The sequence below is a fragment of the Legionella cardiaca genome (assembly GCF_029026145.1).
Taxonomy (GTDB): Bacteria; Pseudomonadota; Gammaproteobacteria; order Legionellales; family Legionellaceae; genus Tatlockia; species Tatlockia cardiaca.
Window position 1 is genome coordinate 3025044 of the sequence record NZ_CP119078.1, and the last position, 20867, is coordinate 3045910.

Sequence of the window (20867 nt, forward strand, 5' to 3'; positions counted from 1 at the left end):
TTTTAATTCAAATATGCATAGAAAGAAAATAGCGTATTTAGGTAACACTATTAATATTTCATTAATACTAAATGGGTATAATTAGATCACTTTTTATTAATATTGACAACTATGATCATTCTTTACATACCTTTCCCAGCTAATAACTCTGGAGATTTAACTAATAATGCGGAATTATGGAAAAAAAATTACGCTTTCCATTCCTCAGAAAACATTCAAATTATTCATCATCAAGATTCGTTTGATGAAGATATGATTACTGACAAAACGACCGTGTTTGTACTAGCTCATGGCGCAGACACCAACCCAGACATCTTAGCGAATTGTACTGATCCTACTAAAGCCACCATCATCAACCCAGATGAATTAGTATCCCGTTTCGATCATGACATGCTGATTATTGCGCATCACATTGGAAATATTCATCTCTATTGCTGTGGGGAACGTGGTAAAAATGCGATTATAGCAGCGGAATTTCAAAAAAATTTGCTAAGACCAGAATACAGTGCAGTTAAGTATTATGGCGGTACAATTCATGTCCCTACTATGTCAGGTAGTTTTTTTTCATCTGACAAAACAGGCGTCTCTACGCCTGCTGTTGCAACAACATTAAGTTCATGTTCAATTAGTCTAGATGAGGAGAATCACCGAAGCAATGTCAAAGAAAACAGCGTACTTGATAATAAAGAAGTAAGAAAAGCCAGTATTGCAAGGTATCTTAATCATAAAAGCAAATACAGAGAGGAGCGGAAGGAAATGCTTCGTGGATATTCAGACCCTGAACCAATGGTGGCAGAGAACTCTAGTGCTCCTTCAGCTCCTATAGCGGCGCAAAGCACTGTTTCTCCCATGCTCCGTCAAAAGACTCCGGAAAAACCAAGTTTCCGTGCTAGACAAAGAATGACATTCATTTCTTTTGCTCGTGCAGTCGAGTATTTAGACATCGAACGATACGATATTAATCCATCCCTCGTGTTGAGCTAAAATCAGCCCACCCAGTGACAGTTCTATCTCAGAAAACTATCACTGGGGATGGCCATTTCCATTATTTCTTACTAGTTAATTTATTAGGCACAAGAAATAACAGATGTAAGTTTTTGTTAGGAATAAAATTTTTCTTATGGATGGCAAATTCAGTAGGACTGATTTTCTTCACATTCGTTCCACAAAAGCTCACCAAATTTTTGGGTTGTCCTTTATCAATCACCAATTTGAAATCACCAATAGGTCCAGACCAGTTTGCCCCCGTTTTTAAGATATAACTAAGCCGGTTTTCATTATAAGGTGACATACCATTTTTAATTTTATTGGCAACGTCCTTTTGCAATTTTTCATCGATACAAAATTTCTGTAAATAAGCAGGATACCACGCTTCATGAATAGCATAGGAAGCAGCAATTCGAGTCTCAGGTGTATAGCCAACAATTGGCTGGTACTGATGTTCAATAATAAGTTCCTTGCCGGCGGGAAATTTTTGCTGCCAATAATAAACTGATTTGAGTGTCCATGCGGGTTGTGGGACCTTTTTCATTCCGGTGCCATCATCAAATTCCTCAATCCAAATCACACCTAGCTTTTGGAGTTCAGGCCAATCTTTCTTAGGAATTTTACTTAATGATTCCGATATTTTTCTGTATTGAGGGAACAATGGAATATTATATTTTTTAAGTAGTGCGGTTTGATCCTTGCCCTTGACGATTGCTTTTTGCTCAATATGCATCTTCACTGTTTGCCCATTAACTCGCGTAATAAAACCAACAGGATTAAGGGGGTCATCAACAGGAAATATTGATAAGGCTTTTTCAGAATGATAATAACTCTCTACATTTGGCAATGGAAAAGCAATGACACTGCTAAGATCTTTGCTGGATTTATTAAAAAATACGTAACGCACACGCACTTTTTTGAGCGACAGATATAACTCTTCCGAACGCATTTCAATCTGCGGATTTTTTACAAAAACTAAACCACCAGCCGCTAATTCTGCAGAAGAATCATTAGCGAAGCTTATGTTTGCAATTGATAACAGTAGCCCTGCAATGACAAATTTCTTTAAGGAATAATTCATTTTCACACCTTAGAAAAAAGAAAAACTGCCACGGATAGTCTTTCTTAGTACATTCACAATTATTTTATCATTACTGCTATTCTGATTATTTTTCAATCTTTTTTACTTTAAACTTCCTTATAGAAATTGTGCTACAGTAATTAAATCAAATTTAAAAGGAATGGACTGCCATGGAAAAAAATTTATCAGCAAGCATTAAGCAATTTTTTTCCTCAAATGCTTATGCCGTGCTAGGTGCATCAACTAATCGTCATAAATTTGGTAATAAAGTTTTACGTTGTTATTTGCAAAATAATAAAACCGTTTATCCTGTTAACCCCAGCGAAACGAACATTGAAGGTCTTTTGGTAATTAAAGAAATTAGCGAATTACCAGAATCAGTACGTAGTATTTCCATTATTACACCACCACCGATAACAGAGAAAATTGTCGACCAGGCTATAGCAAAGGGAATAAAAAATATTTGGATGCAGCCTGGGGCAGAAAGTGACAAAGCAATTAATCAATGCCTGCAAAATCATATTAATGTCATCGCTGGTGGTCCTTGTATTTTAATTGAACTAGGGTTTAGCGAATAAAACTACTTTACCTTAATCTGACAAATCATAGAGCGATTTCTTTTATCACGCCAATTCAAAACTTAACAAAAATATTTTAGAAATTTATCGAATATGAATGAAAAGACCAATTTTTGTACTATTTTTAAAATATCGCTGCCTAGTTTAGGGAAGAGATTGTCATGAGAAAAAAGGCGCCCAAAGAGGAAGTAGCCATGGTGTCCCAACTAGGACCCGTTTTAAACGAGCTGTCCGGCGAAGTTAATGATACCCCTATCACCTCCGAGGAATTAGATGAATTTTTCAATTTGTTAGATAAATCGTATCAAGCTGCTATTGCTAAAATCAGCACCGGTATAAGCCCAGCAGCATTAGCTACAGCATGCTTTTCATGGCTTTCTCAATTAGCGCTGTGTCCAGGAAGACTACTGGAACTAGCGCTTTATCCGGCCTTTCATACTCAGGATTGCACGAATAAAATTCTTTGTCATAAACGTCCCGGAGATGGCAGAGATGTTCGTTTTCACACTGAAAATTGGCAACGATGGCCTTGGGAAATTTATGCCGAGAATTTTCTACAATTTGAAGATTGGTGGCGACGGGCAACAACAAATATTCCAGGTGTACCCGCACACGTTGAGCGTACCGTGTCTTTTTGCGCACGGCAGATTATCGATGCTTTATCACCCTCTAATTTTGTTGCTACTAATCCGGAACTGTTTCAAGAAACCATTAACACCTCTGGTCTTAACTTATTTCATGGCACGAAATTAGCCATTCAAGACAGGCTTGAAAAATTGTTTGGCATACCTCCCGAAGGAGTTGAGAATTTCATTCCTGGTGAACATGTCGCAGTTACACCAGGTAAAGTCGTATTTCGTAATCATTTAATTGAGTTATTGCAATATGAAGCTAAAACAAAAACCGTTTATAAAGAGCCCGTACTCATAGTACCTGCCTGGATAATGAAATATTATATTCTTGACTTATCCCCCCACAATTCATTAGTTAAATGGCTAGTCTCTCAAGGGCATACTGTTTTTATTGTTTCCTGGCGTAATCCACGTGGTAAAGATAGAAATTTTGGTCTGGACGATTACCATCGCCGCGGCACTATGGCTGCAATAGATGCTGTATCGACCATCATCCCCGATACTAAGATTAATTTAATGGGTTATTGTCTAGGTGGCACATTAGCGATGATTTCAAGCGCATTCATGTCAAAAATAGGTGATAACCGTCTCAACAGCCTTTCTCTTTTAGCAGCGCAGGGTGATTTTAGTGAGGCAGGGGAATTAATGTTGTTTATCACAGAAAGTGAAGTGGCTTTCCTTAAAAATATGATGTGGGAGCAGGGTTACCTTGATACGAAGCAAATGGCTGGTTCTTTTCAAATGCTTCGTTCTTATGATTTAATCTGGTCAAAAATGGTTCGCGACTACATGAGTGGACAACAGCGAGGCATGATTGATTTATTAGCTTGGAACGCTGATGCAACACGTATGCCTTATAAAATGCATAGTGAGTACCTTGAAAAATTGTTTTTAAATAATGACTTTGCTGCGGGTCGCTTTGCCATTGAAAACATACCAATTGTTGCCGAAAATATTCATATTCCCACGTTTGCTGTCAGCACAGAGACAGACCATGTTGCCCCATGGCGCTCTGTTTATAAAATTCATCTGATGATAAATAACGATATTACCTTTGTCCTGACTTCAGGGGGACACAATGCAGGCATTGTTAGCGAGCCTGGTCATAAAAACCGCTATTATCATATTCGAGAGCGTAAAAAGGATACTACCTTTATTGATGCAGACCATTGGCTTATATTGGCTGAAAAAAGAAATGGTTCTTGGTGGGTAGCCTGGCATGAGTGGTTAGTGCAACACTCTTCAAAAAAGAAAGTGCCACCGAGAAAGCTTAATCCTTTGCTTCCGGCAGCACCAGGAACTTATGTTTTGCAAAAATAATGCTAAAGCTTAAAACCAGATCGTTTTTTGATTTTAATAATATAAATTAATCCAGTTTAATTGTATAAGAATAGGTATTAAAACCATCATAATCAATACCCTGATAACTCATACCGCTACAAGTCGCTTTTATCGAAGGATGCATCATATAAGGACCATCTTTGATATCTAAAATACACCAGTTATAAGCATCATAAGCAACAGTCACATGCGCATAACCATTATGACATTGCTGCGTGTCGCGTATCTCAAAACTTCTTGGGCTAATCACGTTCAGATAGATATCTTGGGTAGCATTCGCTCTAACAATAAAAATACCTGGATGCGCCAGATCATCAAGATGAAAATAATCTCGATAGCCACACAAAGATTCTCTTGCTTGAGCATTTACGGCAAACAAGCTAGCCGCCAATAACGACAACACTACTTTTTTCATGTTAGGAGCTTTCCTTAAGTCAACAGAGGAGAGCCGATTATAGGGAAATGACCTTCATGAAACAACTAGTTACATCACCAGTTTTAATAAAATTTGTTCAATGGGCTCTCGCCTAATGATTATCTCTTCAAAATTGAAGAGATTTTTGAAAACACCCCTCCCTCTTTAGGTAGACTAATACCAATCTCCTTCAGTCCATTTAAAATTTCTTTATAGGGACCTTCTTTTGCTGTTGCTTTTTTCATTTGCTGATTTGCTACATGCACGTCTTTCGCTGTCTGCGACATAGGAATAATTTGCGAGGGATCTCTAATATCTATTAATCGACTTTCCTCTCTTATTTCCTGATCTTGAAACTTACTTATTAGCGCTTTTCTTTCCTCTGGATTTTTAAAAAACTCCATTCTTTTAGCCATAATCACAGTAGCCCCATTTATGCAAGCAACGGCAGAATATCCTTCTGGAATATTCACACGATTTAAATTTTTTTCGCGTAACTCTACAGCCAAACCGCCAGCCAGTAGTGGTGCCTTGGCAATACTTCTTACTATATTAGGATTTTGCATCACCACAACAAACTCAGCCCCTCCGCCCTTTTCCAGGTCTGTTATAAATTTACCGATTCCACCCTCTCTATCGACCGAAGCACCATCCGCATGATGAAGAACAAATTGCTGATCTGTTTTGCGTTTACCTATAATAGGATTACAAGGTCCAAAACTGGTTGAAAACACATTTACTCCAGTCCTTGTTCCTGTAATCTCCGCTTCATTGGCATGCCCACCATCTAAACGAAAACGCCTTATAAGAGTTGCCAAAATAGTCGGATTATTCTTATCCAACTCCACTTTGCCATTTTCTGAACGCACTAATTGGTTAATTTTATCGAGGCTATACCCACATGAGATCATGACAGAGTTAGAGGAAAGCCGGGCATTTTCGATAAAATAAGCCCTTCGTTCTTTGTCAGTACCAATCACAATAATGGCATTCTTTTCAGACTTCTCTATTTCAGCTAACTTTGCCGTAAGATTTTTATCATCATCGAACATATAAAGAACATAATCGGGTGTTACTAGTTCCTCATGCACTAATACAACGGGAACAAATACCACATTTATCGCTTGCACTTCAGATAATGGTTTATTCTCTATATCACAAACCGTCACTTGACCATTGCCCGCCCCATCAAGGACTATCACAGAAGGCAGCACTTTCATAGAGGACACCTAAAAATCAAATTGATTATTAAATTATATATCAATCCAATAAATAACCAATTATCTGTCTGACAAAAAACGATAAATTACAATTCATTAAGATTAAAATTAAACCAATTTGAACTATAATTTAAATACCAGGATTGATTGGATAATGACTATGAACAAATGTAAATTATGCCCTGTTTCCTTAGGCTTAAGTTTGGGAATTCTATGGGGTGTTTTTGTATTAATCATAGGATTAATTGCCACTTATAATGCCTATGGAAAACCCTTTGTGGCGGCAATGGGAGGCTTATATATTGGTTATCAGCCAACAATTTTAGGAAGCCTAATTGGTGGTCTTATCGCATTTATTGATTTCTTTATTTTTGGATTTCTTATTGCCTGGCTTTATAATTTATTTGCCTGTTGCTGCCATAAAAAAGAATCGATTGACAAAGAACCTTTGGCATAAAATTCTAAGAAAATTAAAAAGTTCGTTTCTTTGAAAATGTTTGACTTTGGGTTTCTTCTTGAATCAATGTAAAAGCCTGCTTATATTCCAGAGACTCTAAAGAGTCTTTGGTTTGTTTATAACTTTTTTCTGCCAAATCTCTATACTTCTCCATTTCACAACCATTTGCCTCATTACTAATTTGCGTCCATGACCAAATGGTGTACCACCAGTCAATTACTGGCATATATAAGGTTAACCAGGCTTGAATTGTTTTATCGTAATAACCAAAATATCTGGTGATAAATAATTGCATTTGCTCTGATGAAAGCTTAGCGTCCCTAAGAAAATAGACAAGATCGATAAGCCTGTCGTTATTAGCTGAATACTCCCAATCAAGCCAACGTATCCTGCTATCTTCTGCAGTCCCAGAAACTAAAAAATTCTCTACTGTGGCGTCATTGTGACAAGGAGACAATGGAATGTCGTAGCATCTAACCAGCTTTTCTATTTGCTCCATCATTAATTCAATCTCTTTAATATCTTGGGGAAGAATCGCAGAATTTTTACTTTTTAATAAATCCAGTAATTTGGTATTACGAGAAAACATGTTGACCTCATTGCGGAAAAGAGGCGAGCTATGCAAACATCGTTGAGCATCAGCAACAGTTTCAAGAATTAAAGGATTGGTTTTTAACTCCTTAGCGAGTGACCTGTTATTATCAATATAACGCGTTAATTGTAAACCATCCTTAGGATCAAAAAATTCGATAGTAACATTAAGCCCTAACTCAGAAGCTTGTTTAGCATTGTAGGCTTCATCTTCCCTATTAATAAAGGCAGACGATCCTTTCCCAGGAACACGTAAAACCCACTTTAGCATTTTTCTTTGTCTTACTTTATGCGTACAGTTGGTCATTCCTCCAGTCGCTGGATAAAATCCCAACTGCCCAAAATCATAAGGCTTAAATTGGGGAATCCGTTGCATCATCGGTATTACAGTCAAACGACTTTTTGTTTTCTCAGTAAGCTTCATCCAGGATTTGTTTACTAACAATAATTTATTTAACTCTTCAGGTGGAAGAAAGCTCAAAATATGCATAAAAAGGCGTTCAGGTATAGCAGCGTTTTTTTGGCCAAAAAAGCGTAGCTTCATGCAAACTCCTTAATTAGCAAGTATGGTGAGACATTGTTTATAACTAATGTTCCAGGCTTAATTCGCACCAGCCATTTTAGCAGAGCTCATTTGTAATATTAACTTCAAAAGAAAACCATAGAGAGGAATAAATGAAATCAAACTAATTAGCAATTTAAATACTAAATCCACTGTTGCAATCTCCAGCCAATTACCACTTAGAAAAGCATTGGCGCTATGGAAAAAGGCAACAAAAAAGAAGCAATAGGTATCAAATAAATTGCCAAAGATGGTAGAAACACTTGGAGCTACCCACCATTTCTGTTGCACTCTAAATTTTTGAAAAATAGTAATGTCAAGTAATTGACCCAGTACATAAGCCAAAAAGCTAGCTAATGCGATACGCAAAGCCATGGGATTATAAGCCAAGGCATCATGATTAGCGTAGAGGTTAGAAATAGCATATGAACAAAAAAGACCAGGTAACATGGCAGCATAAACAGCCTTTCTTGCAGCATGAGGTCCTAAAAATCTGGTTGTCAAATCAGTTAGAATAAAAATAAGAGGGTAACTAAACGCTCCCCATGTCGTCTGAAAACCCCAAAGAGCAAAAGGATATTGTACTAAGGTATTGGATAAACCAATAAGGGTGACATGAGCAAATATTAATAAAAAGTTTTGTTTAGAATTTAACATCATACATCCGTTATTTCATTAGATTGCTCACTAATGAAATAACCATTAGCTAAAGAGCAGTGATGAGGTCAACTATCTTATCAAAGCTTTCCAAAGTTTCTTACAAAGTGCAACAAGCAAAAAGAAATAAGTTACTTTGAAAACCATAGCGAATGCTTTTCATCGTATTCGTCTGGTATTTCATTTTGCAAGTCAGTTATTCGCTGAGCAATATGTTGCTCTAGTGCCTCAACCATAGGCAAGCGCCTACTGACATCTTTTCGTTCGGCTTTCCATACTTCAACTGCATCCATTAGTTGTTGCAAGGCTTTAACCTTATCAATAATAATATCACGAGAAAAAACGCGTATTACAAAATCCAACTCTTTTGTTGCCGCAGAACGCCATGAAAACCAGCCAAGTTTACTCATGGACATCCACCACTGATATAAATCTTGATCGGCTATTTCCACACCGTCGTAGGGATTTTCATTTTCTGCATCAGGAAGAATTCTCTCGGGCAAATCTTGTTCTCCTAACTGCTCTTGCAGCCAGGACGCTAGTTCCTGAACTTGAGTTTGACGCTCGCTATGAGTTCTCTTTACTGCATGCATATGCAACCAGTTACGTACGTGGGTATAAAGGGTTTGCAAAGCTTTCTTTCGGTCTTCGGCTCTTTCAGCTTGATAATTGTCGATTAGCGCTGAGAGTGATGCAATACGGGCATCGAGTTGACGTGTCTGGTGGCTGGATAAGCAGCTTAGCGTGTAGTAATCACGCACTTCTTGCCACCACAATTGCAAACTCTTCTTTCGAGTTAAAAAGAGGTTTATTTTTAACTTCTCATCGGGCAACTCTGTGGTTTTAAAAAAGCGCATAGAAAACAATAGTTGTTAACTTCGCACAAATATAACACAACATTGCATAATATTACAATTTTTAACACTTTTGTTACAATTATATAAATACCCTTACAGCTTCCTATTTACAAATCTTCGGCTGATTTTTATTCATTAGCATTGAACATGAGATGTTTAATTCTTAGACTAGAGAAATCAAGTGGTTTGTGACATAACAACTTGCCATGCAACAGCCCATTTTTTGCAGCGCTTTTAATTCAGTTAAGGAAAATAGCCTATGCCTGAAATTCTTACTAAATACCCAGAAAAAGTTTTGCAAGTACTTCAAGGAAGCAATAGCCAGTGCGGGGCTGGCAAATCGCAAAAAATACTTATTAACTGTCCCCAAGATAGATTTTGCTCATTGCCCACTGGGGAGTTATGTGTTTATGGCGTTAGTGATCTTTCCAAGATGACACAAATACAATTTATCGATCTCTTCCGCAGCCCAGGTACAAGTTTTTCGTTGATTGTTTTACTTGCTTTGTTTTTTGTATTAGGTTTATTAACTGGTGCAAAAATGGCTAAGAAAAATAAGATTTAATACCGCCTAACCTAAGTTGAAACAACTAACATCCGGTTTACGCTCCGGCAGTGATAAATTCTCTTCCGCAATTAAATCCAGGAACTCATTAACACTTTTAGGGGTGGCCCAAAAGTGAAGAGGATTACGTTTTATCTGACAGATTTTGAAAGCGCTTTCTAAAAAGAATGATATGTCATTATATTCTTGATTATCTTCCAATAATTGGTCTTGTAGCTCACGAAGTAATTTGACTTTATAAGAGCCCAAACCCGTCATCCAACACCCAAAATTATAACGTTCGATGTTCGCTGTAATTTTTTCAAGAATAATAAATAATTTTAACTTTTTCTCAGTAAACTCATCTTTAGATAATACGTTGAGAACACTTTGCACCGCATTAGGATTGTGACTAATCTGCGACAGAAGATTAAAACCATCCAGATTTTTTTCTTTTATTGCGGCAAAACGCTCCTCTTCTGGTAAAGCCAGTAAAATTGCCTGGAGTGCCGGTGGACTATGAATTGCTTGATGCAAGACTGTATTGCCAAAATTATCTCGCGTATTCACAGCCTCCAGTAGCTCCTCCTCTGCCAGATTAGCTAACACAATTTTCAGGCTTTCTTGATTATAAACCGCATTATGAAACAATGTCTTACCGGTAACTATGCTTTTAGTGGTAATTGCCCTAAAATGGTTGTCTTGTGGCAATTGTTGCATAACAATTTCTACCAACTCTGGTACAGCAACTAGCCCATCAACATTCTCAATTTCATTTAAAAGAATGAAGCGATCTTCTGCTGGTACACTTTCAAATAGTCCACGAAATAAATCGCTACCAGAAATAAAGATTGCAAATTGCAATAAATAGAATAAGTCACCACATTTTTCACGATTGGCAAGAATTGCCTGATAAAATGCACTTTCCTGACCATTAAGTAATCCGCCGCGAATACTTAATGCCAGCTTAATTGATAAAGGAGGTTCGAGATTGATTGTCGTATGTTGTAGCAAAAAGGCATATAAAGAAGGCGGCGTTACTGACAATAGCGCGATAAAATCACGCGTCCTATTTATCTCAATGAAGGGTAATATTTGTTTAAGATAATAAGCTGGTAAAAAATCAGAATTCACAGCATTATCTTGAGCAGTAATTAAATGTTTTTTCTTATAATGCGCTTCCAGATTCTGCTTTTCTTCACTAGAGAGATAAGGAAAACTTTTTAAAAGGGTTTTGTTAGCTGGATTACCAAGAATATTGTTTAAATCATATGAAGCATTTTCAACACAATGACCCTCGTGTAAATCCATAAGGATCTTCGCTAGTGTTTCATAGCCCTCCACATCGGATAATGCTAATAAATTTTTGCGAAACTCAGAAGGCAACGCTTCTAGATAACTTTGAAATTGTTCGAATGCCAGGTGAGCTCCATTGGTTGCATAAACTTGCTTTGTAACACTTTCCCCGCCCCTAAGAAGGGAACCAATCAAAGAAGAAATTGCCTCCTCGGGGGTTTGTCCTAAGTCATCAATCAACTCTAATTGTCTATGCAAAAGTCTCAAGTCGGCATTATGTTGATAAAGTCCAGGTACTAAATCAGGGTAGTTTTGTTTGAGCGCGCGATAAAAAGTGCGGTGTAAATTAAAATCAAGTTTAGCTATTTGTTTGACATCAAAAAGGTAGGATTTATAAATAACAACGTCTTGCAACTCTACTGTCGAGTTTAAATCCGCGATGGCATGCTCGTTAAAACGCATTTTAACATTGGCACTACGAGGTTTTACTCCTTCTTCAAAATAAGAATCTAACTCAATAACAGTCGTTACTTGTGGCATAAGGATAGAAAGTTTTTCACCACTAGATTGCTCTTTAAACACTAATTCTACTAATTGTTGGTAAAAGCTGTTACAAACTCCCCAGTGATTCGTAGTAAAACTGAGACACGAATCAGCATTATTGCCCGCACGCTCAAAACAGTGAGCCTTGAAACGTTCCGCAAAATCTTGCTCGTTTTCATCAAGCAATTTTTTTAATAGCCGAACTTCTTTAAAAAATTCCATTGCCGTAACATAGGCTTTTATATTGCTGCAATATAAAGGCATAGCTTCATATTGGTCTATTAACGGGTCTTTTTCAGCAAGAAGGAGAAAATTTTTAATTGCACTAATATCAGGCATAAAAACCACTCAAAAAAGAAAACATTATCTTCTGTTAGTAAGGCGAGCATTGCAAATAAAACTGTCATGGAGCCTGGTATCTAAAAAATTACACACGAAAACTAGTCGCATTTTTGCTACGAAGATTATTGTTTTTTGGTATGGTGAGCAAATGATTGCCATCCATTTTGATAAAAAATTACTACCTGATTGAAAGATTAATTTAGTTAATCTTTCAATCATTAGCTGATACTACATGCAACACTGCGGGGAATCACTAGGTCCTGTTTCCATTTCTTGTGTCGATGCAGGAGTAAAGAACTGCGGACTACGGCGAGTAGCAATAGAGGTTTCAAATCCAATTACCACATCGGTAGGGCAATCAGTTGTGGCAACCTTGGGTGCATCAAAAGGCGTTAGTCCATTGATAGTTTCTGCCATATCAAAAGCGGTATCATTATAATCTGCACTCATGGGATTTCTACTTGAAATCGTAAAATACCCTCCAGTAAACAAATTTAAAACCGCTTTCAAGCCATTTAAGAGGGCAAATCCGCACGCTCTCAGAGCAAAGGCAGCATTACGTCCCATTTTAACTATTGCATAGCCTATATTGGACATATTCGTGCCCCACCATAAGGGTCGAAGAATATGAGTTTTAACACGCTCAAGAACTTTAACCTGACTTTGATTCGAATCACCACTAACCTGTGCACATCGAGGCAGACCATTACGAATAGCCTGGATAAAGAAAATTTTACGCGAAAAACCACTAAAAAAGGAATAAGAAGCATCAACGTTTATATTACGCAGTTCTGGCGAGAGTTTATCGTATAACTTCGGCGTGATTGAACTACGCTGATCACCTTTATTATCGTGTTGGTTATACATGCATTGACAATCAAGCACCTCTTGAATGAGGTTACCCAACAGCTCCACGGTTTTTCTGATAGGAAGCTCATCAAGAGAAGTCTCTCCCTCTGCCGGAAAAGTCATAAATTTTTCTTGTAAAGCTTTTTTATCCTGCGTTTTTATGATCTTCATAAACTGCACTACCATAGCGGCTTGCGCTTTTGGCTCTGGCTTACCCATTGCCTCAAGCATCACTGTTATATCTTCTTCATTAAGAAAACCAACTAGCCCTTTGAGCGATGCATAAAATTCAGGGTGGAAAAATACTGGCTCAAGCTTTTCTACTGCCAGTGCTGACAATTTAGTTTTATCGACACTTGCCAAACCACCATTAAGCACTTCTCTAATGAAATCACCAAATGCTTCCATACGCTTATCTAAGGTTTGGATATCCTTTAATGATTCATCTTCTTTAAAGAAAGCAATTAACTGGTCTTGTGTCATTGCCTGAATACCCATAGCAGCAATTTTTTTGGCTATTCCCGCTACCTTCTCTTTATTTTGTAAAAACAGCGATAATTTACCGTAATCCTGAGAATTAAAAATCTTTTCAGCAAATTCGGCGAAATAAGCACTGGTCAAATAACTCGTTACGGTGTTTTCAGATAAATCCGTAACAAGCTGTTCACTCTTTGCTTCAGCATTATTAATGAGATGAATTATTTGCTCTATCCCCAGCTGTTGTTCAGGCGGTAAGAGTTGATTGATAAGGTCTAAGGCAACCGCTTTTCCTTCTTCAACATTATCAGTCTGTAATTGTGTCAGTTTTTCTCTATTATTAAAGACAAATTGACCAATTTTACTATTGTCTGCGGAGAGTTGCTTAAGAAAGTTTTCTCGTACCACACTATCCTGAATAAATGCTGCCAATAAAGGCATTAGTTTTGCACGCACAATGGCAGCGAGACCTGCTAATGACTCTGGCGCTAAAGAATTAATAGGATCCCCGGCAAGAAGTTTTTGCTGCTGTTGTAATTTTACAAAAGCGGCTGCAGCTCTTGCTTCAGCCCCAACATATTGGGTGGCATAACTTTGATTAATTAATTCAATTAATTTTTCCGGCGAAAGAGCCCCCCGCTCCCCTTTTATTTGACTATCAATCAATGTACGGGCTAGTTTTAACGTCCCCTCAGAATCCTTTTTGATTTTTCCTGCCACATCTTGCCACTCATTAAAAGAAAGCATTAAAGAAAGGCCATCAATAAAATCTTTGCCCTGAATTATCTCGATAACGGGCACATCATAGATATATTGTGGGTTATCAAGAGTTCCAAACCAAGAAGAGGGAGTAAATACCTTTTTAATTCCTAAATCTACTTTGGATGTAGTAAGAACAGCTGAGAATTTCTTTGTTAGGTTCTCTTGGATACGAGAGGCTTCTTCTCCAATATCCAGGGGCATGGGCAAGGGTGTAGAAACCAATTTAGAGCATATGCTAGCGGCAATCTCTGTAGTATTATCCGTGGCAGCTTCCATTAACGAGGCCCCCTCCGTCTTAACAAGCTCTTTAACTTTCTCTATACTTGCTTCGTTTAAAATGGCCTGACGATTGGCTAATGGATACACATTGACTAAACTAGGAAGAAGTTCTTCTTTAATAATTTTTGCAATTTTTGTAATTTCTTCATCCTTCAGATTTGCTAAAGGATTTCCGCCCAGCGCCTCCATCTCCTTGGTTAAGCTCTCCATGCATTCAACCGCCCTGACTTCAAGAGAGTTAAAATTATCAAGTTTAAAAAAGGTCTTAAACTCGGCAATAACACCTCTAAGATCAGTTATCTGGAAAGTTTCTTCTTTTGCCTTATCGAGAAGATGAGCTAAGAATTTTTCCACATTACCTTCTTGTTGCAAAACCTCTTTTAATACGTTTAAATCGGCATCCAAAAAGAAAGCGGAAGCCAGTGATAAAAAGGGACCTTTCAAATAACCAGCCAAATTGGTTATTATTTCCTTTCGCAATGTGGGATTTTGGCTAAGAAGAGCAAGCGGTCCTTCTGCAAATGAAGCCAAGTCAGCTTTTATTTGTTCTGGATAGTTAATAATATCCTCTAATGTCAACGCATCAAGGCTTGGGATTTGTTGCAGGATTTGCAATATTTTTTCTGATAGATTTGCTTCATCAGTGCTCTCCCATATCGCCAACAACGAATCCTTATTTTTTTCCATGAAGCCAATTAAATTAGGCATCGTTTTAATTGCCTGCAGAAGTGTTTCACGCTTGGCTGGCACAACAAATTTGCTTAATAACGGACCAACAAATTCCTCTTTGTGCTTATTCAAATTCTCTTTAAGCTCTTCCTTCAAATAGAATTCAGCATTTTTCCGAATAGCCGTTTCTAAACCCGCACCTTTGCGTGCTATCCAATCTTTAAATTCTCTGGCAACACTGATATCTGCCATCAGCGTTTTAAAATCTGTCTTGTTGATAATTTTAATATAAACATCATCAGGATGTTTTGTAGAAACAGCTCCCTCATCAAGCGGGCTTCTTGCACCAAACCACGAGTGTTTTAATCGCTGCAGGGCTGGCCATATTCTTTTAATACTGTAGTAAATTTCGCAGATAAAATTCAGTATCGAACCGAGAATTCTAATCGATAAAGTCAATTTGTAAGGTTTTTTAATGCGCGCAATTTCTTCCCCCAGAGTATTCATTGCAGCACCAATAACCTTTGTCAACTGGGAACGGCTTAATTGAATATTGTGACTGTTATTATTATTTAACTGGCGCAACGACTTCGCAATAATTTTTAATACCTGTTTTTTTAATTTATCGTCATCAATGGTTTCGTCCTTATCAACATTAGCTCTAAACCACTGTACGATTTCTTCACCAACATTTTTACCTAGAACGGCAATGAATTGTTGATTGTAGGATTTTTGCGATTTAAATAATTCAGGATAATAGTCATTGGACTTTAAATGCTCCAAATCAAAAACAGTTCCTTGTTCACGACCAAGAGCATGAATGTAGGCAGGAACTATTGTGTCGTCTAGGCCACGATTACGACCAATTCCTTGAATAAGGGTATCGGGACTATTGGTCGTGCTCAGTTTGTCTTCCGCAAGATTAATAACCGTATGAAGATTTCTGTCACTAAACCCTTCGGTTTTCTTATTACTGACATAAACACCCACAAACCCTAGACGAAAATAGTTATCGCTGATTTCTTCATTAAAATTTTGGTACTCTGGGGTAAAGGCACTTTCCATGGACGTGTCATTTAATGTCTCTAACGAGGTGCGTTGGCGGCGCTTGGCTTGCTCACGTAAAACACCATCATGATACATGGAATAACGATCTTCATTTAATCCCAAAAAGGGACGTGATTCTTCGATAGGCGTCTCACTTGCTTGCATGCCGGTCATTACGGAAATCATTAAGTGCCTGCCTGCATAACTGTCAAATTTATTCCACAGTTCACGGTCAGCGTCCTTCATCCTTTTAATGATTTCGTCATTCAAGGCCCAATTATCCACAAAGCGATTAAAATCTTCTTCGGTATAAGTAACCCAATGGCTAACAAACTCACCGCCATGCATTTTTCCTAATTGCACGGACATTTGATTTAAGATAACAGCAATTTCCTGAGCGCCAGCCGCATCAATTAACGTTGCAAGCTTTCTTTGATAATGAGCAACACTTCTAACCTTAAATTTCTCCCGTATTAGAGCCTGGAAGCCCGCTGGATCTGTCTTGCGCAGACGATTGTGTTCAATTTCATCAAGACCAGTTAAATCTGTTAATACATACTCCATCATATTATGAAAAATATTGTCTTGTATTTGTTCCTTTAAAGACTTAGCAACCACGTTGTAGCCAATGTTGAATTCATCTGCATTAAGTTTTTGTCGATATTCTTCTTGCCTATATCTTAAATCTTCTCGCACGAGGTCGTCATCAACATCAGGTAACTGAAAAAAATTAGCGATAGCTCGGCGATCAATAAGATTACCATTGTGGTAAACACTACAATCCCTTCTATCGCTATGTTCTAAAGCATGGCAAAAATTTACCAAAGTCTCATTGTCATCAATAATGCATAACATCTTTCGAGCCATAGGCACTTGCATACTCCAGCGAACATCCGTTTCGCCCGGCTTGCGATGAAGATAAAAAGGTAAACTCTCTACAATTGAAACAGCGGCAGAACTTTGTTCCTTTTGAATGGCATTCGAGAAACGTAACAAAATGCCATAAAACATATTTCTCCAAAATGCACCAGTCCAAAAATAGTAATTTCGCAATTTATTTCTATCGGAAATGTTTCTGGCATTTTCACTAAACAACACAGGGAATTGACCTTGACCCGCTGCCTGCTTCTGTCCGCTAGACATAATTGCCACCGGTTTATTTCCTGACAATTGATAGGTTTCCTGATTCGGAGTTGCAGTCAAAAACATTGATAGCATTTTTTTTGATAATTCAATTAAGCGCACGCGACGACGTTCGGACTTCATCAGCAAATGTTGCTCATCAAAACTTAAGAATGTACGTGCAGGGTCAGCTTCAAGCAATTGTTGATAATGCTTATCCAACAAGCGTTCGCTCGAACCAATAATAATGCGAGACGATTTTGTTGGTGTTTTTAAATCATTTAGAACTTCTTCGGCGGCAGGATTTTCCTCGTTTTCTCTTAAAACCAGTAATTCATCAACCAAGCTATTGGGCAATACGCGCCTTAAATCATTGCGCAGTTGCGTCACTAATTTATCAGGGACCGCAAATATCGCATTATTGCCCGACAAAGATAAAACCAGTATCCATAATGCCTGTACATAGGTTTTACCAGAGCCAGTAGCCAGAGCAACTAATAAATTGCTGATGTCTTCTTCCGCCGATATTTTTTCAATAATGTTATTTAGTGTTACTAAGTGAGAACGGTATAGATCAATTTTTCCTATCCCACCAAGTGTCGTTTTTTCATTGAGCTTATTGGCTACCTGAAGTTTTGCTTCCTTATCAACTTCAAGAGAGAAATTCTGCTGTGCTAATAATGCAAGCGCATCACTATCGTCATAGTCATTTAGCGGCTTTCTTGATGGTTTTTTTGATGCAGTTGACACAGGACGTTTAAAGGAGACTTGATAGGAATTTGCAGAATCTTTTGTTAATTCAAGTTCGAATACTTGTCCGCTTAAAGTAATCGTTTGCTTAAGTTGGCCATCACGGATTGCACTAGTACAAATTTGTTCTAGTGTTAATTGGTTATGTTCGACTTGGAATGCGCGAGTTTTAAAAAAATCTAAGGCGACATACCCCTTATAAACTTGAGTGGCCGCATTTAATAAATTTTCTTTTTGATCTCTGCTAAGCTTCATTGTCATTCCAAATTTTGCCAATAGTGGCCAAATATTATCATGCCAAGCTTAATATTTTCTTAAGAATGCAAAGGAAGATAGTTTGAAAAATAGCTTTTTCATTTATCAAGGAGGCTTGAATAATGCCAAAATCCATCGACTGCTGCCTGCCTAAAAGAAAGAAGGCGATGCTGAGCAATCGAAAACCTTAATGAATTTATTTGCGATGGAGTTTAAATAAAAGAGAGGAGGGGTTATCTTTTTCCAAGAGGGTTTTGAGTAATGAGTAAATAATTACATTCCCCAAAGAATTTATGAGTGCGGCACCTCAGTAAAAATGTCAATCTACTCTTTTGCCACTCGGTTTCGTGCTGATTTTTGCCGGCGTAAGATTGTTGGTGATACGAGAGACAGTTGTATCTACTCGTCTCTGTAGCATGATTTCAACCATAACTGTTTCATTGGGATGAAGAATTTTGTTAATGTCAGCGAGGGAGGAATGAAAATCAAGTAACAGGTAATAAGCAAGGGCTTTATCACTCACTTCAGGGCGTGCCCTAATACGAAAACCCAGATTACCTTGCATTTTTGGCGTATTAATCCCGGCCTCCATGATATCGTAATCAAGATAATAAGTGAGTTTTCCCGGATTATGCTGGTTTCGCTGGCGATCACCGAAGAATCCTGTCGGAAGCGCATACTCGCTATATTTGGGACCCGCAGTTAGATAAAGATCATAATCGTTAAGATGATTGCCTCGGTCATCAATAAGCCGAAATATAATCATAGAGTAACGATTGGTGATATATTCGCGTTTATAGATAAGGGTGTTCACAAGTTCGATATGCTCATTTTCCTGGGTTTCTTTAGTAAGCTTGTCTAGTTCTTTTGCCATTTTATTATAGGAGTCACGATTTTTTACTTGGAGGCATCGTAAAACCCATATCGCCGTAGGGTGAGTAGCTGCATTAGCCATAGTGATACTACGAATAATTCCCATTTTTTTACCGGAGTGCGAACAACCAGGCAGAACCCCAAATGCCATTGGCTGTGTTCGTGTCATTTTGGCAACAACAAGATTTTCACCGTTATTCCCCTCCTGATGTAACCTTAATAGACTGTAATTCATATTTGCAGCAGCTACACGTATAACCCCATCAGATCCGGCTTCTCCTGTGTAGGAATTAATAGCATCATAAAGTTGGCGGTCAATTTTCTGGCCTGTAAGTACAAAGGGATAGATGCCATTAGCAGTGCAATCATAATCAAGCCAACTTTCATTAAGTTCCCAGCTCATATCACTTCCGAGCTCAAGCCAATCAAGTACATGCTGTCCAGGCTCAATACCTTCAAAAAAACTTTTTATGCGGCCTAGCCGGGATTTACCAAGTTGCGCAAGCGCAGAACCGTGATTGGCGGGAGCCAGCATAATAAGATGACTCAATGGGCAATTTGCAAGATTATTTTTAAAGTATAAGTCCATCCATTTACGAACTACGGGACCGCCGGCTGAGTGAGTGATACAAGCAAAACGCTGCCCTTCTCGCAGCTTATCAAAAATTTCATCACGCACCGCATAATCAAATGCACGTGCTATATCGTCAATTGTGACGGTATCGTCAAAACTGATATAGTGCCCAAGATAAATATTACCAACTTGAATATCCAGCTTTCCATCTTTGCTCTGACTTTCAAGCCATTGAGGAAGCTCTCCATAAGTATTGGTATGTGTGACACTCCAACCATGAACGAAAATGACAATCATAACTTTTCTTAACTTATTGATGCGCCAAGGAACATTGTTGAATAAATCGACGATATTGGATTATTTTACAAGAACATAGCTAAGTCAATTAATACTTAAGGATTGCTCTCTTGCTGACAGTAGCTGGCTCCCCGTGTTGTTGCTGAGTTCATAATTAGCCTGTACGATTTCTTGCCCGAAACCAATTTAAAGCAATTAATGTTGCCCCATCCATAATTTTCATGTCATCCATGAATTGGTAGATCTCTGCTCGTGGAATAAGTTGTGTTTTTATTTCCTCACTCTCTGTCCCATAAAAACCGGTATCGGGAATTTCAGCTAACTCAGCATAATAAAGGTAACATTTCTCTGTCATGAGACCAGGACTTTTATAAGCAATAGCGATGGGGATTACTGTACTTATCGTCAATCCTGTCTCTTCATAGACTTCTTTGCAAGCGGTTTCCTCAGGTCCATCATTGGCATCAATAGTTCCTGAAACACACTCCAGAATAAACGGATCGTCTTGGCTCTGATTACTCCATACTCCTATACGAAACTCCTGACAGAAAACAAAGCTATCTGCTGCAGGAACATAAATCAGTACAAGAATTGAATCGGCTCCTTCAACTAATTCCCGATTTGTCATTTTAATGGATTCTTTTTTTGGATCGAGGCTGGGAACTTCTAAATCATATCTGGTAACTCGCAAATAACCTTCATGTAAATTTTCTTTTACGATACACTTTATCTTTTTAGTCATGGGCTTTATCCAGATATCAATACTTAATAAGTAGATTAACTGAATTTTCTGAGAAAACCATCTTGGAG

General features: G+C 37.9%; 15 protein-coding genes. 5 read left to right on the plus strand and 10 right to left on the minus strand.

The features are described from left to right. The first annotated feature begins 111 nt into the window (after positions 1–111). Positions 112–984, plus strand: coding sequence for a hypothetical protein (locus PXX05_RS13190; protein ID WP_275088655.1), 873 nt, complete (start codon positions 112–114; stop codon positions 982–984). 61 nt (positions 985–1045) lie between these two features. On the opposite strand, the gene PXX05_RS13195 is transcribed toward PXX05_RS13190, so the two are convergent. Then, entirely contained in the window at positions 1046–2068 is a 1023-nt protein-coding gene (locus PXX05_RS13195; protein ID WP_275088656.1) for a DUF4424 family protein, read from the minus strand. A 170-nt stretch (positions 2069–2238) separates the two neighbouring features. Between PXX05_RS13195 and PXX05_RS13200 the strand changes: the two genes are divergently transcribed. Both PXX05_RS13200 and PXX05_RS13205 read left to right on the plus strand, forming a co-directional pair. After that, entirely contained in the window at positions 2239–2646 is a 408-nt protein-coding gene (locus tag PXX05_RS13200) for a CoA-binding protein (protein WP_275088657.1), read from the plus strand. A gap of 194 nt (positions 2647–2840) precedes the next feature. Further along, entirely contained in the window at positions 2841–4598 is a 1758-nt protein-coding gene (locus PXX05_RS13205; RefSeq protein WP_420844652.1) for a PHA/PHB synthase family protein, read from the plus strand. Positions 4599–4644: 46 nt separating this feature from the next. On the opposite strand, the gene PXX05_RS13210 is transcribed toward PXX05_RS13205, so the two are convergent. Beyond that, on the minus strand, positions 4645–5034 hold the full coding sequence (locus PXX05_RS13210; protein WP_275088659.1) for a hypothetical protein: 390 nt from the start codon (positions 5032–5034) through the stop codon (positions 4645–4647). A gap of 119 nt (positions 5035–5153) precedes the next feature. Beyond that, positions 5154–6254, minus strand: coding sequence for a hypothetical protein (locus PXX05_RS13215; protein WP_275088660.1), 1101 nt, complete (start codon positions 6252–6254; stop codon positions 5154–5156). A 160-nt stretch (positions 6255–6414) separates the two neighbouring features. Between PXX05_RS13215 and PXX05_RS13220 the strand changes: the two genes are divergently transcribed. Next, the gene (locus tag PXX05_RS13220; protein ID WP_275088661.1) at positions 6415–6711 is read left to right on the plus strand and encodes a bacteriophage holin; all 297 of its coding nucleotides are present in this window, start codon (positions 6415–6417) and stop codon (positions 6709–6711) included. 13 nt (positions 6712–6724) lie between these two features. On the opposite strand, the gene PXX05_RS13225 is transcribed toward PXX05_RS13220, so the two are convergent. From PXX05_RS13225 to PXX05_RS13235, 3 genes are all read right to left on the minus strand, one after another. Then, complete coding sequence (locus tag PXX05_RS13225; RefSeq protein ID WP_275088662.1) at positions 6725–7846, minus strand: phosphotransferase; 1122 nt, start codon at positions 7844–7846, stop codon at positions 6725–6727. A 57-nt stretch (positions 7847–7903) separates the two neighbouring features. Beyond that, on the minus strand, positions 7904–8524 hold the full coding sequence (locus PXX05_RS13230; RefSeq protein ID WP_275088663.1) for a queuosine precursor transporter: 621 nt from the start codon (positions 8522–8524) through the stop codon (positions 7904–7906). Between the two features lie 128 nt (positions 8525–8652). After that, positions 8653–9378: a hypothetical protein gene (locus tag PXX05_RS13235; protein WP_275088664.1), complete on the minus strand. Its 726-nt coding sequence runs from the start codon at positions 9376–9378 to the stop codon at positions 8653–8655. 259 nt (positions 9379–9637) lie between these two features. Between PXX05_RS13235 and PXX05_RS13240 the strand changes: the two genes are divergently transcribed. After that, a complete protein-coding gene (locus PXX05_RS13240; protein ID WP_275088665.1) occupies positions 9638–9943 on the plus strand; it encodes a hypothetical protein in 306 nt (101 codons plus the stop codon). 6 nt (positions 9944–9949) lie between these two features. On the opposite strand, the gene PXX05_RS13245 is transcribed toward PXX05_RS13240, so the two are convergent. From PXX05_RS13245 to PXX05_RS13260, 4 genes are all read right to left on the minus strand, one after another. Then, positions 9950–12100, minus strand: coding sequence for a hypothetical protein (locus PXX05_RS13245; protein WP_275088666.1), 2151 nt, complete (start codon positions 12098–12100; stop codon positions 9950–9952). 231 nt (positions 12101–12331) lie between these two features. Then, positions 12332–18313, minus strand: coding sequence for a DEAD/DEAH box helicase family protein (locus PXX05_RS13250; RefSeq protein ID WP_275088667.1), 5982 nt, complete (start codon positions 18311–18313; stop codon positions 12332–12334). 319 nt (positions 18314–18632) lie between these two features. Beyond that, positions 18633–20057, minus strand: coding sequence for a phospholipase PlaB (plaB, locus tag PXX05_RS13255; RefSeq protein WP_275088668.1), 1425 nt, complete (start codon positions 20055–20057; stop codon positions 18633–18635). A gap of 154 nt (positions 20058–20211) precedes the next feature. Further along, positions 20212–20799, minus strand: a complete 588-nt coding sequence (locus PXX05_RS13260) for an NUDIX hydrolase (RefSeq protein ID WP_275088669.1) — start codon at positions 20797–20799, stop codon at positions 20212–20214. Between the last annotated feature and the right edge of the window lie 68 nt (positions 20800–20867).

Bases quoted from the DNA above. Each gene is read 5' to 3' on its own strand.
- PXX05_RS13190 (WP_275088655.1), top strand. From the start codon at position 112: ATGATCATTCTTTACATACCTTTCCCAGCTAATAACTCTGGAGATTTA.
- PXX05_RS13195 (WP_275088656.1), bottom strand. From the start codon at position 2,068: ATGAATTATTCCTTAAAGAAATTTGTCATTGCAGGGCTACTGTTATCA.
- PXX05_RS13200 (WP_275088657.1), top strand. From the start codon at position 2,239: ATGGAAAAAAATTTATCAGCAAGCATTAAGCAATTTTTTTCCTCAAAT.
- PXX05_RS13205 (WP_420844652.1), top strand. From the start codon at position 2,841: ATGGTGTCCCAACTAGGACCCGTTTTAAACGAGCTGTCCGGCGAAGTT.
- PXX05_RS13210 (WP_275088659.1), bottom strand. From the start codon at position 5,034: ATGAAAAAAGTAGTGTTGTCGTTATTGGCGGCTAGCTTGTTTGCCGTA.
- PXX05_RS13215 (WP_275088660.1), bottom strand. From the start codon at position 6,254: ATGAAAGTGCTGCCTTCTGTGATAGTCCTTGATGGGGCGGGCAATGGT.
- PXX05_RS13220 (WP_275088661.1), top strand. From the start codon at position 6,415: ATGAACAAATGTAAATTATGCCCTGTTTCCTTAGGCTTAAGTTTGGGA.
- PXX05_RS13225 (WP_275088662.1), bottom strand. From the start codon at position 7,846: ATGAAGCTACGCTTTTTTGGCCAAAAAAACGCTGCTATACCTGAACGC.
- PXX05_RS13230 (WP_275088663.1), bottom strand. From the start codon at position 8,524: ATGATGTTAAATTCTAAACAAAACTTTTTATTAATATTTGCTCATGTC.
- PXX05_RS13235 (WP_275088664.1), bottom strand. From the start codon at position 9,378: ATGCGCTTTTTTAAAACCACAGAGTTGCCCGATGAGAAGTTAAAAATA.
- PXX05_RS13240 (WP_275088665.1), top strand. From the start codon at position 9,638: ATGCCTGAAATTCTTACTAAATACCCAGAAAAAGTTTTGCAAGTACTT.
- PXX05_RS13245 (WP_275088666.1), bottom strand. From the start codon at position 12,100: ATGCCTGATATTAGTGCAATTAAAAATTTTCTCCTTCTTGCTGAAAAA.
- PXX05_RS13250 (WP_275088667.1), bottom strand. From the start codon at position 18,313: ATGAAGCTTAGCAGAGATCAAAAAGAAAATTTATTAAATGCGGCCACT.
- plaB (WP_275088668.1), bottom strand. From the start codon at position 20,057: ATGATTGTCATTTTCGTTCATGGTTGGAGTGTCACACATACCAATACT.
- PXX05_RS13260 (WP_275088669.1), bottom strand. From the start codon at position 20,799: ATGACTAAAAAGATAAAGTGTATCGTAAAAGAAAATTTACATGAAGGT.